Origin of the sequence: Streptomyces sp. 11x1 (assembly GCF_032598905.1) — a bacterium.
Classification (GTDB): Bacteria; Actinomycetota; Actinomycetes; order Streptomycetales; family Streptomycetaceae; genus Streptomyces.
The window spans coordinates 4601146-4614512 of record NZ_CP122458.1 but is presented as its reverse complement, the minus strand read 5'-3'; the positions used below and the strand labels follow the sequence as shown (position 1 = coordinate 4614512).

Here is a 13367-nt window from a genome sequence, read left to right as displayed (position 1 = left end):
GAGTTGAGCGTCGCATTGAGATCGTTTCATCTTGAACTCGCAGGTTGCGGTACTGGTGTGAGCCCGTGATGCGGTGCTCGTGCTGACAGGTGGAGTGATCGCCGTCGGGTGATCGTCTGTCACCGCTGGACTTCGCAGTTCGCCAGAACGAGCAGGGCCCGTAGCAGCGTGGTGGCGTGATGGGCGTTCATGCGGACCTTGGTCAGAATGCGCCAGGTCTTCAGGTTCGCGAAGCCGTGCTCGACGGCGGCACGTTCGCGGCTGACCAGCCGGTTCGCCTCCTTCTCGGCGTCGGTGAGGGGGTGGGAGCGGGTCGCCTTGCGGCCGGTGATGATGACCGGAGCATCGTCGGGGTCGTCATCGAGGCCGGCCTCGCGTAGATGCCTGGTGATGTGGTCGTGGCGGGCGGCGGTGATCTCGCTGGCCCGGCCAGGGCGGGCGGAGGAGATCCAGATCAGGTTTCCCTTCTCATCGGTCAGCGCGAGGAAGAGCAGGCCATGGGCCTTGTGTTTCCCGCTGTAGTTCTTGCGGTTGTCCGCCCCGGTGCGGCGACGGGAGCGCACAAGGGTGCCGTCTGGCAGGACCACCGCACCGCCCCGACGGGCGATCTTCTTCAGGGCGCGGTCCATTCGCGGGGCCCGGGCAGCGAGCAGGTCGAGGACTTCCAGGACCCAGCGGCGGACGGTTGCGGCCGAGACGGAGTTGCCGCCGGCCATGTCGGCCAGGCACTGGTCGTGGCGCAGGACGGCCAGCACGACGATCGCCTGCGTGCCCGGAGCGGCCTTGCGCCAGCGCGTGCCCAGTTGCTTGCGGCGCTGGCGTATCAGTCCGCCGACGAGATCGACAGTCCGCTTCGACACAGGAAGCCGGACCTGGTAGACAACACCGCGAGAGCCCTCGGCGGGCGGCTGTTTCTTCACACAAACGCCAACTCCCGCTGGGGGTCCTCGTGTTACGGCCGGAATCGGCCGCTCTGCCCCAGCCGGCGATCAACGCGGCAGGTACCGTCCCGAGCCCGTCCGGGTCAGCCAGCCCCGGTCGGACAGCTTGCGCAACTGGCCGCGGACCGGCTCGACCTTGGCCGGGGTGTTCTCCCGACCCAGCGCGAGCGCGATGTCCTTGGCCATCACCGGCCACCACGCCTTCGCGACGATCTCCATGATCTGTCGGTACTCCGGCGTGAGCACCTCCGCCCCCATGCCTTCCTCGCGGTCCGGGATCAGCCGCATCCCACCCGCCCCGTGCGTTACCACCGCCGGCTCCGGCTCCGGCTCCACGATGCCCGACGGCCGCCGTCCACCGTCCGCCGCCTCGGCCCACTGTCCGAACACCACCTCGGCCGCCTCCAGCCGGCCCAGCTCGGCGTCGATCTCCGCCAGCTCCTTGCGCAGCAGCTCGGCCCGCTCGGTCAGTCACATCCGCCGCTCGATCGTCCACGTCAACACGTCCACTATGCGCCTCCCTCCCGTTGCGGAACCTGCGAGACGCCTCGGGTGGGCCACCCCAGAACCCACGAACCGGCCCGTGGCAGACGATCACCTGCTAACGATCACGTCCGAGAGCAGCACGAGTGCGTCACTCTCCACGCCCGGCACGCGACCAGGCTCCTGCGGGCCCTGCTCGTCCTCACAGACCTTGAGATCGCCACGTCCAGGCTCGCCGTGCAGGTACATTCCCTTGACACTGCGTATCGTTTATCGATGGTATTGATAAACGATACGCATGTTGTCGGTCGACAAGGGGGAATCATGGGTGCCAAGTCCTGGTGGAGCCAGACCGACAGCCGGTTGCTGGAGGCAGCTCTGGGCCTGGCTGCTCTGCTGGTCGGCGTCTTCGGAGTGCTGCTTCCGGCCCTCGGGGTGGCCGGTCTGATAGATCCGATGGACACCCGAGAGGTTGAGCCCGAGACGCCGCCCCGGGTACCGGGAACCGTGACAGACGCGGTAACGGGCCACGGTATGACCCTCACCGGCACCCACCGGGCGGATCTCGTCTTCGCCGACCCCGACCTGGGTCAGTGTCTGCTGCTCGCCCTGCCGGAGATCGTCGGCAGCCTGCTCCTGCTCCTCATCCTGGCCCTCCTTTTCAAGATGGCCCGGACCCTGCGCGGCGGCGACGTCTTCGTGCCGGTGAACGCCCGACGCCTGAGCGCCATAGGACTCGCGGTACTGGTGCAGGCCCTCCTCGCCCCGGTACTGCCGGCGCTCACCACAGAAATACTGGTCAGCGGTACCCCCATGGCCGAACAGGTCCCGTTCTCGGTCACCTTCACCGGCGAGTACGTGCTGCTGGCCTTCCTCATCCTGGCGCTGGGAGAAGTCTTCCGGCGCGGAACGAAGCTGCGCGCCGATACCGAGGGGTTGGTCTGATGCCACCAGAAGAGGAGCACCGGGTCCAGGTCCACCTGGACCGACTGCTGGCCGAGCACGGCATGACCCTGTCCGAACTGGCGACCAGGGTCGGGGTGACAGTGGCCAACCTCTCCATTCTCAAGAACGACCGGGCGAAGGCGATCCGCTTCTCCACCCTCACCGCGATCTGCCGCGAACTGAACTGCCAGCCCGGCGACTTGCTCAGCATCCGTAAAGACTGACCCTCCACGGAAGACCTGACCAGCGAGATCTCGATCCGTCGCGCACGTCGCCAGCCGGACCACGGAAGCCATCTGGCCTCGTTGTCAGACGATCACGATGCTCGGCAACCGCCCACGACCTGCACGAGAACCGGACACCGCACTCACACCAGCCCCGCGACCAGCAACTTCAGGATGAAACGGGCTCACTGGGGGGAAGACACCGAGATGTTGTAAGTGAGCAGCCAAGGGTGGTGTCCCTCACGATGGCATTGCACCCAGAGCCTCACCGGGTCACGGTCGTAGCGCTCGCGCCACGACGCGCGATCGGCCCACCTAGGGGCGAAGCTTCGCTCCAGGGCGAGCTTGCGCCACTCGCCCAGCTCCATGGGGGCGGCAGGCACCTCACGGCCGTTGCGAGAGGCACCGTCGATGCCGGGTCGAAAGCGGTACGGGCCCTACACGGTGTCGGCGATCTCCTGTATATCTTCACCGGCGAGGCCCACGCCGTGGGTGTAACCATCGTCGCGGATCTTCACCTCGACGGCGTCCAGTCGCTCCAGCGCTGGTGGCCCCTCGAACGTCAGCATCAGGCTGGCCTGGTCCGTCGCCGGTCCCAACCGGGTGATCGTGACATCGAAGCGCGGCGTCATCTCGTGGTGCCACCGGTCCCGCTCGATCTGCGCCACCGCCTCGGCGGCGGCGTTCGCCTGGTCTGCGGCCCGGTTGGACTGGCGGGCGGCCTCGTTTGCGGTGCGGCCGATCTTCAGTGCAATCACGGCCGTGCCAACGCCGGCGAGTGCGGAAACCGCGCTGAGGCCATCGGCCCAGGAGACATTTGCCATGGCCGAGCACAGTAGCCCGCGCAGCCGCTCTGCTGGGACCGAACGATTCGGTGGAAGCCCAGGGCTCCCCCGCCTGCCCGGAGCCTCCTGGGAGCCGGATGGCGAACTCGGCTCCCAAACGGCTCCCAAAACGATCCCAGAAACCACTCAGAGGCCTGATCCACTCACTGGATCAAGCCCCTGACCTGGTACTTCACTGTCGGGGTGGCGGGATTTGAACCCACGACCTCTTCGTCCCGAACGAAGGACACGCAGGCTGCCTACCTGTATGGGATGCCGTTTGCGCAGGTCAGCGTGTCGGTCTCGGTCGGTTTGAGAGAGTCCCGTGGGGGCTCTGGGAGAAGATCTTCTCCCAGATTTCTCCCAATAGGCCGAGCTGTTGTAGTGCCCTCGTGATCACGCTCGAATTCACAGAAGCACATTCGCTGCCGTGGCGGCTCAGGAACTGAGGCTTTTACGGCGGGCACGGAACGTGTACGTGGTGCCGTTCGCGTCCGTGTGGTAACCCCAGCCGCCGGTGATCGCCAGGTCCCAACCGCGCTGCTCTCGCATCTGCGCGGCGAAGGTGCGACGGTCCTTGATGGAACATCCGCAGGCGAGGCGTAGGTCAATGCTCACGTACTGGCTGCGGGGGTTCTGCTCACGGTCCGCCAGGCTCCAGTGGACGTCGTGGACATGGTCGGCAAGGCCGGTTCGCTCCTCGTCGTGGACGATGCCGTGTGCCCGCGCGAACTCGTCCAGGTCGTCGATGGCGAAGAGGTCGCTTCGCCACTGTCCGGGCCAGACGGCGAAGAGGCGGGATGCTCCGGCGACCGCCCGTTGGTGGGCATCGGGCCCCGCGCCCTGGGTGACTCGGCCGTCCTCGTGGACTTCGATGTAGCACGTGGTATCCAGCGTGTACGGGAAGTCCTTCCCGGTGGCGGCAGCGCTTCTCGGTTCCATGGCCCCCATCCCGCGGTGATCGTGAGGCCACGTTACGGCAGGGCCTCGGGGCGCTGCAGCCTTCCTGAGTTTTGCCGGCGGGCGGCAGCCTGCTGGGCCGCGCAGCTATGTTGCCGTCGCCTCGATGGCGGCGACAACGTCAGTAACGCTCGAAGGTGCAGGATCACACCGCGGCTGATCGTGGTTTACCGGCCTTACGGGCACGCCAAGGGCACGCCGTGCGGACGGGGCCGCTGGGAACCCCTTTCCGTGGCTGGAGGACTGCCGACCCTTGGAAGCGAGTGCTGGCTGGAAGGGCGGCATTGCGGGAGCACACGGAGGTGGACTCAGCGTCGGCCGAATAGTTCGGGGCGGAGATGGGTCAGAGGGGCTTCCGCCACCCGGGCCTGCTCAGGGTGGACACCTCCGAGGCGGTAGAGCGGGCCAACGTCAGGGAGGGGGGCCGAGAGAAGGTGTCGGTCATCCGGGTGTGCGAACGCCATGAAGTACGCCTGTTCCAGCAGTCGCTTGTTGACCTTCACGGCTGCTTCCTGGCTTTCCTCCGGAGCCATCCGAAAATGCGAGGGCACGGCAGCGAGAGGGTGGCTGAAGACCAAGAGGGTGCGCCGACCCACAGGTACGACCACGTCATCAGCTCTGGCCAGCCCGCGATTCCTGGTGCTCTGGACCTGGATGAGAGTCCTGGTCTGCCGGATCTCTCGCTGTCCTCGGCGCCTACGGCTACGGGTTCGGCGACGAGCCTGTGGGATCACGGGATCAGGGTCATGCTCTTGGTCGTCGAAGGTAGCGATGGGCTCGTCGCAGGTGAGTAGCGCGCCGTCGGTCAACTCGACTACGGTCAAGGGTCTGCTGAGCAAGTGCTCGGTAAGGGGCTCGGCGAGCTTGCCCATAAGGCTCACGTGCTCGTTGGGGTGGCTGGTGACCTCAAGGGTTCTGAAGTCGCGGAGCATTTCCCGGTAGGCGGCGACCTCTCGGCGCCCAGCACCAACGGGTGCGTTCAACTGCATGATCCGGACGTAGAAGTCCGACATGAGCTCGATCTCGCGACGCTTGCGGAGCCCACGGACGAGTTGGAAGGCCGTGAAGATACACAGGTCTGTTTTGTCTCCGGGAGCTATCGGTCGCCCCCAGGTCACGGCCGACGTCACGCGGCGCAGCGCGCTCGCCGCGTTGCCCTCGACCTTCTGCAGCACCAGTTCCATGCGCCCGTCCGACTCGCCGTGGATGTTCTGGAACGTGTAGAAGTCTCGGATGGCCAGATCGGTCTCTTTACGCAACCCGGGAGTGGGGGACCTGCGATCGCGAACCCACAGCTGCTTCTGGGAGTTGGCGAACCTGCGGAGATAAAAGGCGGGCACCGTGTGGTGCCGTGCTCCCACCTGCTGGCTCGGATCAGCGTTCTCCAGGTCCCAGTCGTCCATGCCATGAGCGTCGCATGAGGCACTGACATCGAGTCGATGAGCCAGATCGCGGTTGAGAGTCCGCAGGGCTGGCATGACAGCGCGTCCATGCAGACTCGGCACCACCCTTTTCAGTGCCCGCAGGCACCGCATGCCGGAGTGAAGTTACTTGCCTGGCATCAGTTCCAGAGTCTGCTGGTCTTGAACACGGCTACTCGGCCGCGCCTCGCTGTATCCGCTGCTGGGCCTTCTCATAGAACTTGTTCGCCATCGGCGTGTCGGTAGAGGTGATGCGTACGTAGTCGGCGCTCAGCTCTCGGACTCTGACCTCGAGGGCTGGCAGGTCGGATGCCTCAGTCATGAGGCTGATCTCGGTGTCGGCACGGTGCTTGAGGGCAGTGTAGGCGCGGGCAGACGCGAGATGGTCAGCAGCCGTCTTTGGCGAGCCGAGGAAGGCCGCAGTGGCCGCGACGGCTCCGGAGACGGCACCGAGCCCACTGAAAAAGACTTCGGGGCCGACTTTGACCGCAACCAGAAGGCTGGATATGGCGGTCACGCAGGCGGGGATAAACACCATTAGCCGGCCCCACTTCTCCGCGCTCTTGGCCGCTTCGAAGTATCCCTGAGCGGTGTAGAGGCAGTTGCTCTGGATGCGCGCCAGTTCGGTCTTGATGCTCTCGAACAGCGTCTCAGAAGTAGACATAGGGTCCAATCCGGGGCGGACTTATGTGTGGGTTGGTGGCAAGGTAGCTGCACAGCCATTCCATGCCGGGGACGGAGGCTCTGATCTCGTTGCGGTACCGGGTGGTGAGGTAACGGGCCTCGTATAAGGCGACGAGCACGGCGCGTCGGACGGCAGCGTTGGTTTCCCCCTCGAAGCGGTGGCGGAGCATCTGAGCCTCGGCAATGGATGCGTGCTCTCCGATGTAGCGGGCGGCGAACTCGCGGGCGTATTCGACCCGGTTGCGGTCCCCGAGAATGTTCCACGCCGCTTCTTTCGCTCGTTCATCCTTGATTTCCATGGCGATGAGGTAGCGTAGGATGCGCTGCTCAATCAGTGGGTGTGTGGCGCTGTTGCTGGAGTTTAGGAAGCGGACCAGGCTGTTTTCGATCTCGGGTGCTTTTCTCTTGGCTGCGTTGAGGTACTTGAACACATGTGTGATGGCGTGTGGGAGGCGGGTGAGATTGTCGAGGCACCAGCCGACGGCGCGATCATCCCTGATCTTGCGGAGCTGGCCGAGGACGAAACGAACCTGGTTGCCGTTGAACTTCCCCTCTTTGGTGATCTTCTCGAAGTAGGCTGCGAGATCTTCGCGAGCCCGTGGGCGTCCGCTCTTGATGGCGCCGGCGAGTGAGTCATGCCGGATGTCGGTTTCGCGTTCCCGGGCGTCCTGGGGGTCGAGGATGACGGTCTTGCTGGAGGAGATAGCGAGCCTTCTGGAGCGCAGTTGGCTGTTCACGCCGAGGAAGAGATCACGCAGCTCGCTCCAGTCGGGGTGGAAGACCTTGATGTCGTCGGAGTAGCGCAGGAAGCGGGCGCTGTTCTGGGCCAGGTAGGAATCGACAGGGGCCAGGTACAGATTGGCGAGTATGCCGGAGGCGTCCGGTCCTTGGGGTAGGCCCCAAGCGTGGTTGATGGTCTGGAACCGGGTGAGGAAGTTGATGATGTGGCCAGCGGCGGGACCGTCACCACCGAGGGCTTCTAGATCGTCTCCGAGCATGGCTACGTCGATGTGCTCATAGAAGGCCGCGATGTCGAGGTAGGCGACCTTGAGGGAAGTGTCGGAGCGGATAGCCCGAAGCGACTTCGCCCGGTAGGAGGACCAGCTGGGCCACCATCCGATGGGCTCGCCCTTGAAGCGGTTCCATCGGTAGCTGGAGACGCCGGGGTGAAGCTGGCAGTCGATCTGATCAGCGATGGTGAAGACCAGCGCGTCGTAGATAAGTCGGTCTCGGGTGGAGAAACGGGCCAGTGGCCGCACGGTCAAATCGGTCTTAGGGAAGTCGATGATGCTGGTACTTTCCGGGCCGCATGCGTCGCTCTCGATGGCCCGCACCAGCGTCTCGCGGTAGCCGCGTTCCCACTGATGTTGTACGTCCTGGTACCCGATGACGTCGGGGACTTCTGATTGGTGTTCGCCCGCTATGAGCAGGTCTTTGGCCTTGGTGAGCCTGTTGGGAAGGTCCACCGGTCCCCTTTGTCGAAATTTATGCGCCCCACCCGGGATGGTATCTGGGAGGGGCTGGGACTCGGTTGCGGTCTGCCTCGCTTGTGACCGGTCTCCCATCAGCAGGTGAGAGGCAAGTGCGGGCGATTAAGCGGATGGTCCACCGGTTGCCGAGGTGGTGCCCTCAGAACTTCCCGCCAGGACCGCCACCGAGAATCGTCTCCCGGGCTGCTCTGGAGTAGATGGCCTGTTGGCGGGTGGTGAAGCCCATCCGGTTCCAGTGGAAGAGGATGTGCCGGGCCAGGATGCCGCGCAGGCCGAGCTGAAGGTTGCCCGCGTGTGCCGCGTCTGCCAGGGCTTGGCCGGAGTGCTCCAAGCCGGTCACCCAGTTCCCGAGCGGTGCGAGTGGGCCGTCGGTGAGTGTGGGGTCGGCGTCGAGCGTCAAGAGTCGCCGTATCGGGGCCACCATGCCGCTGATCTGGTCGGGGTACACGTCTGCGGGCAGTGGGCGTCGTGTTTCGACCTGCCCCCATACGTCTCCTTGTTCGCCCCACTCCAGCCCGGCGGCACGCAGCAGCAGAGTGGTGACGAAAAGGGAGGTCTCTTTGGGGCCGGGGAGTCCGCTGGTGCTGTCGGTCACGTGCTGGTGGTAGTCGAGGACTCCTACGCTGTCGGTGTGGAACAGGGTGTGGGCGAGCGTCATGCCGCACGGGCCGCCGAAGGCGATGGTTTCCGGCTCGTACAGGTAGGGCTGCCACCGCTTGGCGACGCCCAATGACAGGGCGCTGTGGAGTACTTCGGCGAGGTGCGTGACGGCGTCATCCATCCGTGTACCTGGGCCTGGCTGGACGCGTAGACGCCAGCAGGGGTGCTTGCGCACGAACCACCATGCTCCGATCGGACCGGTGCGCAAGGCGGGCAGGAGATGGGCGCGGAAGGTTCGTTCTGCCGTGGGGTAGTCGGTGAACTGGATGTTCACCTGGTGCCAGTCGCCGAGTTGGGGGTCGAGTGCTGACCGGCCGGCGTCACGGTAGCGCTCGGCGGCCTCGGCGAGATGCTCGGGCGACGTCTGCGCTCGTCTGGCGGCCTCCGTGAGCGGGATGCCGGTGAGGACGGCCAGGATGGCCCGCTCGATTGTGCTGCTGTCGGGCAGGTTCATCCGGATCCTTCCGGTGGCGGGGTCAGATGAGGAGGAGGCAGGCGTCCCAGTCGCTGGTGGGGAGGGTGCCTTCTTGGATGTTTTGGAAGGCGAGGGTCGCGCCGACCGAGCCGTTGAGGAAGCCGGTCTCGGCTGGGGGTTCGGTGGTCAGGAAGCGTTCGGTGAGCTGTGGCAGGTGGTGGACGAAGGCTCGTGGTTCGTCGGCGTCCTGGGTGACGCGCTGTACGACGCGGAGTAGGCCGCCGAGGCCGTGGCACAGGCCGCGGCTGGTGAGTTGGTCGAGCTGGGTGGGGTCGGCCAGGCAGTAGAGGAGTGCCCGTTCGGCCATGCGTTTGCGGTCGGGGTCGTTCAGGGCGAGGGCGGCGAGTTGGTGGGCGCGGGCCAGGCCGGGGGTGCCGTAGCACCAAGAGGGGGCAGCTAGGTGTGGGGGCACGGTGGTGGCGCCGGTGATCCAGCGTGGCCAGCGGGTGCCTCGGTGGTCGTTCACGCGTATCTGGTCCAGCCAGCGGCAGATCCGCAGCATCGCCTTCTCGTGGCCGGGCACGGTGATGCCGCGGAGCTTGGCGAATGCGAGCAGGACGAGCGGGCCGGTGATGCCGTGGGCGAGGCCGGCGTTGGCGTGGCCGCCAGGGGTGGGAGCACTGAGGTTGACGGGGCTGTGGCTCACCCACCAGCCCAGGCGGGGTCGCCCTTGGGCGGTGGGGAGCGGCTCGGTCAGACGCACCAGGTACTCCAGTACGCCCTTCAGTTCGTCGCCCTCGGGGGCGCGGCGCAGGAGGAGGGCGCCGAGGCCGGTCAGGCCGCGCAGGAGGTCGTACTCGGCGAAGGCGGGCGGCTCGCCGCGGTCGATGCGGGCGTGTGCTGCTGTCAGTCGGCGTCGGATGTGGGCCGCGACGATGCGGTCGAGGGTCTGCAGGGCGCCGGTGTACCGGTTGCTGTCGACGGTGGTCCAGTGCAGCACGTACGCCATCGCGGGTGCGCCGAGGAACAGGCCCGTCTCGTCGCCGTCCAACAGGGCGCCGACGGCAGAGAGTTGCCGGTGGGCGGTCTGCCAGGATCCGGTGCCCTGGCGGGCGCGTTCGACGTGGAGCAGGGCGATGCCGAGGGATCCTCGGGCGAGGGACTGCCGGTGGGTGGCGTCCGTGTCCAGGGCGGGTGGAGCGGTGGTCACCGCAGGGCTCCTTCTTGTCTCGCGGTCCAGGAAAGGGCGGCGGCGCGGGCCAGGCGGCGGCAGATGGCTTCGCTGTCGGGGGCGACGCCGGCGGCCCGGTTGTGGTGCATGTGCATGAGGGACGGCAGAACCGCGGCGGGGTCGGCACCGTGCGTTTCGAGAGCCTGGCGGTAGGCAGTCAGGGCGGCGCGACGTATGGCCCACGTCGCAACGAGGTGCTCACCGTTGGGCAAGATCCGCAGGGCGGCGCGGTCGGGGCCTGGGGCAGAGAAGCGGACGGCGGCGGAGAGTACGTCGCGGGTGGTGGCTTCGCCGTCGTTCTTCAAGAGGTTCGTGGTGAGCCATGCATGTCCGTCCGCTGGGGAGCCGAGGAAGGCGTCGGCGATGTCGACGAAGCTGCTGGCGGTGACGGCGGGCCGGAGGCTGTCGGGGATGGGGAGGGCCATCTGTGCGAGGGCGGCGGCGGAGTCTGCGGCGAAGACCTGTTCCGCTGCGGTGAGGGCGGGGCCATCGCCGTAGCGGCCGGTCTCCGGCTCGTCGGTGTCCCACTGGACGCGTTGGACCAGGCCCTCCGCCCGCAGCTCACCTGCCCAGGCGGCGACTTGCTGCGCCACCTCACCGAAGGTGTTCGGGTCCGGGAGGCGGAGTCGCAGCCGGAGGTGGCTGTCGGGGTCGTTGTAACGGGTGAACCACCATGTCGGTGCGTCGGCGTCCCGGTCGTGGAGGAGGCGCGGGAGGTGCGTGGTCAGTAGTTCGGGTGCCCGGTCGGCGTTGCCGTACAGCTTCAGGTAGGCCCACTCGCCAGCGCCGGGCAGGCGGCTGGAGTCACGGCGGACGACGGTTGCCGTGCGGTTGATGGGTGCGGGGGAAGGCGGTTGGTCGGAAGCGAAGGATACGGTGATTTCGTGGGCGCGGCCGACCCAGCCGAACGCCGTCTCGTCGGGCGCTTCGTGCACGGTCACGGTTCCGTGGCGGTCCAGTTCCGCGCGCAGGAGTTGCCGGTGGGCGCTGATGTCGAGGTCGAGGCGGAGCCGTTGGTCGTTGCCGCCGACGTACACGGTGCGGGGTACGCCGTAGCGGATGCGCCAGTCGGTGAAACGGAACGTCCAGTCGCGACTGTTGTCGGAGAGGTCGCGTGCGTTCAGCCGCCAGCAGGCGGCGGACAGGATGGTGCGGCCAACGCGGACTTCGGGCAGGAATGGCAGCCGGGCCGCCGCGCCCCAGGCGAAGGGGGTGAGGATGGCGGTGTGGGAGCGGTGCAATTCAGTGACGAAGCGGACGAGGGGGTGGGTGGCGCTGCTGAGTTCCACGGCGTTCAGGACCGAGGGCTCGATGAGCTGTCCGGTGGAGAGGGAGAGCAGGTAGAGGCGTCGGGAGTCGGCGAGGACGCCGAGGTTGTCCAGGTCGAGGGTGGCGTCCGGGTTGTGCTCGCTGACCGAGAGGACGTGTGGGACGACGGCTGGGGCGCGGCCGACGTTGCGGGTCGGGATGCGCAGGGGTGGGCTGGAGACCTGCCCGCGTACGGCTCCGGCGGCCAGCGTTGGCAGGGCGGCGTACTCGGCGGTCATCCGGTCGCGGTCCGACTGGTCCAGCATCGTCAGGAAACGGCCCGTCGTGGTGCCGGCCGCGAGGGACAGACCTGCGGTGACCAGATGGAATCGGCCGTGCTCCAGGTCCTCCAGTGAGGGGGACAGCACGGTGAAGCACAGTTCGACGTGCGCGGGCACCTGAGTGGGTTCCCCGAGTGACATGGCCTCGATGTCCTCCTCGGTGAGGACGACTTCGCGCCGATCGTTGAGGGCCGCCGACTGGGCGAGGGCGAGGAGGTGATCGTCTCGGCGGGTCGTGGCTAGCACCGGCCGCTTCAGGACGGTGCCGCGGTAGCCGACGGGGAAGCCTAGGCCGGTGTCCGGGTCGGTGAGGTCGCGCAGGGGGACGATCGCGCCCATGCTGTAGCGCTCCAGGAACCGTGCGCGATAGTCCTGCCACGCTGGAGAGCCGTTCGGGTACGGCGAGATGCGGGAGACGACCTCCAGGGCACGCTCCGCCTCGCGTGTGACCGCTGTCGGCAGGACGATGTCGCAGTCGGGGCGCACATTGACGACCAGGGTGTGGGTGGTGGCGTCGGTGAGGGTGTTCATCCGCGCAGCCGCCTGGACGCGTAGGGCCTGCTGCTCACCCTGCGCAGCGATGTCGTGCAGGGTGAGCAGCTGGTGGATCTTTCGCAGCTCCTCGGCTGTCTCCGCCCCACCTGATGTGGCGGCGGCACCCGTGGCGTCGAGCTGCGCGATGAGATGTCCGAGTGCGTCGTCGCACGTCATGGGGGCGTGGAGGTTGGTCAGCAGGACGCGATGGGCGACGAGGCTGGACACCATGTCCTCGATCACCGCGGTCGGCGTATTCGGGTAGTCGCCGTGGAGTTTGGCTACGAGGTCGCCGACCGTGATCGGCGTACGGGCCAAGGTGAGCACCGCTTCCACGGCTCGGGTTCGTCGCAGTGTGGTGTCGGTGGGGCCGTTCGTGCCGGACTGGTGCGGTACTGCCACCCGAGTGCCTCGTACCGTGCAGGTCGGATCTGCCATCACCGGCAGGCGCCGCAGCACCTCCCGATTGCCTTCCAGGGCGGTGATGGCGGCGTTCAACCACTCGGCATCGGCCCGGGCGAAAGCACGGTGCTCCTTCCCCCATTTCACCCGAGCGGTGCCGCCGATGCTCACGGGGGCGGGGCCGGCGAACAGCCCGAACGGTGTGGCGCGGTGCTGCATGCGCAGCAGGTAGCGGGCGAGGGAGGCCGCGGTGCGCCGGACGGAGCGCGGCCGTTGCCGCTCTCCGTCGAGTACGTCGCGGATGGCGGAGGCGAGGAGCGGCGCGGCGAACTCGATGGCGGCAGCCCGGGTGTCGTCCGCCCAGACCTGGGCGATCCAGTCGCGCCGGCGTTCGACGTCGGCGGGGGTTTCCCCATCCAGGTCGGGCCAAGGAGGAAGCGTCGCCGCCAGCGGGAAGACTGATGTGCGGATCATGCTCGCGTCGATTGCGTGGTACATCGCTGTGCCTCCTTCTTCGTCACGGTGCTGCGCGGGGCCGGGCGCGTCGGATTTCGCCCGGCCCCT

The 13367-nt window shown here is 67.0% G+C and carries 12 protein-coding genes; 2 read left to right on the top strand and 10 right to left on the bottom strand.

What is annotated here, in order from left to right; all coding sequences use genetic code 11:
- Nucleotides 1–119: 119 nt before the first annotated feature.
- Together P8T65_RS20070 and P8T65_RS20065 are read right to left on the bottom strand one after the other, a co-directional pair.
- Nucleotides 120–860, bottom strand: coding sequence for a transposase family protein (locus P8T65_RS20070; RefSeq protein WP_316726655.1), 741 nt, complete (start codon nucleotides 858–860; stop codon nucleotides 120–122).
- Between the two features lie 129 nt (nucleotides 861–989).
- Nucleotides 990–1334 (bottom strand): winged-helix domain-containing protein, encoded by a 345-nt coding sequence (locus P8T65_RS20065; protein WP_316726654.1) that lies wholly within the window; start codon nucleotides 1332–1334, stop codon nucleotides 990–992.
- 414 nt (nucleotides 1335–1748) lie between these two features.
- Here P8T65_RS20065 and P8T65_RS20060 point away from each other — a divergent pair, with 414 nt between their 5' ends.
- Both P8T65_RS20060 and P8T65_RS20055 read left to right on the top strand, forming a co-directional pair.
- Complete coding sequence (locus P8T65_RS20060) at nucleotides 1749–2369, top strand: DUF2975 domain-containing protein (RefSeq protein ID WP_316726653.1); 621 nt, start codon at nucleotides 1749–1751, stop codon at nucleotides 2367–2369.
- Nucleotides 2369–2593: a helix-turn-helix transcriptional regulator gene (locus P8T65_RS20055; RefSeq protein ID WP_316726652.1), complete on the top strand. Its 225-nt coding sequence runs from the start codon at nucleotides 2369–2371 to the stop codon at nucleotides 2591–2593. The genes P8T65_RS20060 and P8T65_RS20055 overlap by 1 nt, the downstream gene beginning before the upstream one ends.
- Before the next feature lie 437 nt (nucleotides 2594–3030).
- On the opposite strand, the gene P8T65_RS20050 is transcribed toward P8T65_RS20055, so the two are convergent.
- The 8 genes from P8T65_RS20050 to P8T65_RS20015 form a co-directional block, all read right to left on the bottom strand.
- The gene (locus tag P8T65_RS20050; protein WP_316726651.1) at nucleotides 3031–3417 is read right to left on the bottom strand and encodes a hypothetical protein; all 387 of its coding nucleotides are present in this window, start codon (nucleotides 3415–3417) and stop codon (nucleotides 3031–3033) included.
- A 438-nt stretch (nucleotides 3418–3855) separates the two neighbouring features.
- The gene (locus tag P8T65_RS20045; protein WP_316726650.1) at nucleotides 3856–4359 is read right to left on the bottom strand and encodes a hypothetical protein; all 504 of its coding nucleotides are present in this window, start codon (nucleotides 4357–4359) and stop codon (nucleotides 3856–3858) included.
- Nucleotides 4360–4685: 326 nt separating this feature from the next.
- The gene (locus P8T65_RS20040; protein WP_316726649.1) at nucleotides 4686–5780 is read right to left on the bottom strand and encodes a DUF4238 domain-containing protein; all 1095 of its coding nucleotides are present in this window, start codon (nucleotides 5778–5780) and stop codon (nucleotides 4686–4688) included.
- 190 nt (nucleotides 5781–5970) lie between these two features.
- Entirely contained in the window at nucleotides 5971–6462 is a 492-nt protein-coding gene (locus P8T65_RS20035; protein WP_316726648.1) for an SLATT domain-containing protein, read from the bottom strand.
- A complete protein-coding gene (locus tag P8T65_RS20030; RefSeq protein WP_316726647.1) occupies nucleotides 6449–7948 on the bottom strand; it encodes an RNA-directed DNA polymerase in 1500 nt (499 codons plus the stop codon). The genes P8T65_RS20035 and P8T65_RS20030 overlap by 14 nt, the downstream gene beginning before the upstream one ends.
- Nucleotides 7949–8111: 163 nt before the next feature.
- Entirely contained in the window at nucleotides 8112–9086 is a 975-nt protein-coding gene (locus P8T65_RS20025) for a thiopeptide-type bacteriocin biosynthesis protein (RefSeq protein WP_316726646.1), read from the bottom strand.
- Nucleotides 9087–9108: 22 nt separating this feature from the next.
- Nucleotides 9109–10257: a lanthionine synthetase C family protein gene (locus P8T65_RS20020; protein WP_316726645.1), complete on the bottom strand. Its 1149-nt coding sequence runs from the start codon at nucleotides 10255–10257 to the stop codon at nucleotides 9109–9111.
- The gene (locus P8T65_RS20015; RefSeq protein ID WP_316726644.1) at nucleotides 10254–13301 is read right to left on the bottom strand and encodes a lantibiotic dehydratase; all 3048 of its coding nucleotides are present in this window, start codon (nucleotides 13299–13301) and stop codon (nucleotides 10254–10256) included. The genes P8T65_RS20020 and P8T65_RS20015 overlap by 4 nt, the downstream gene beginning before the upstream one ends.
- Between the last annotated feature and the right edge of the window lie 66 nt (nucleotides 13302–13367).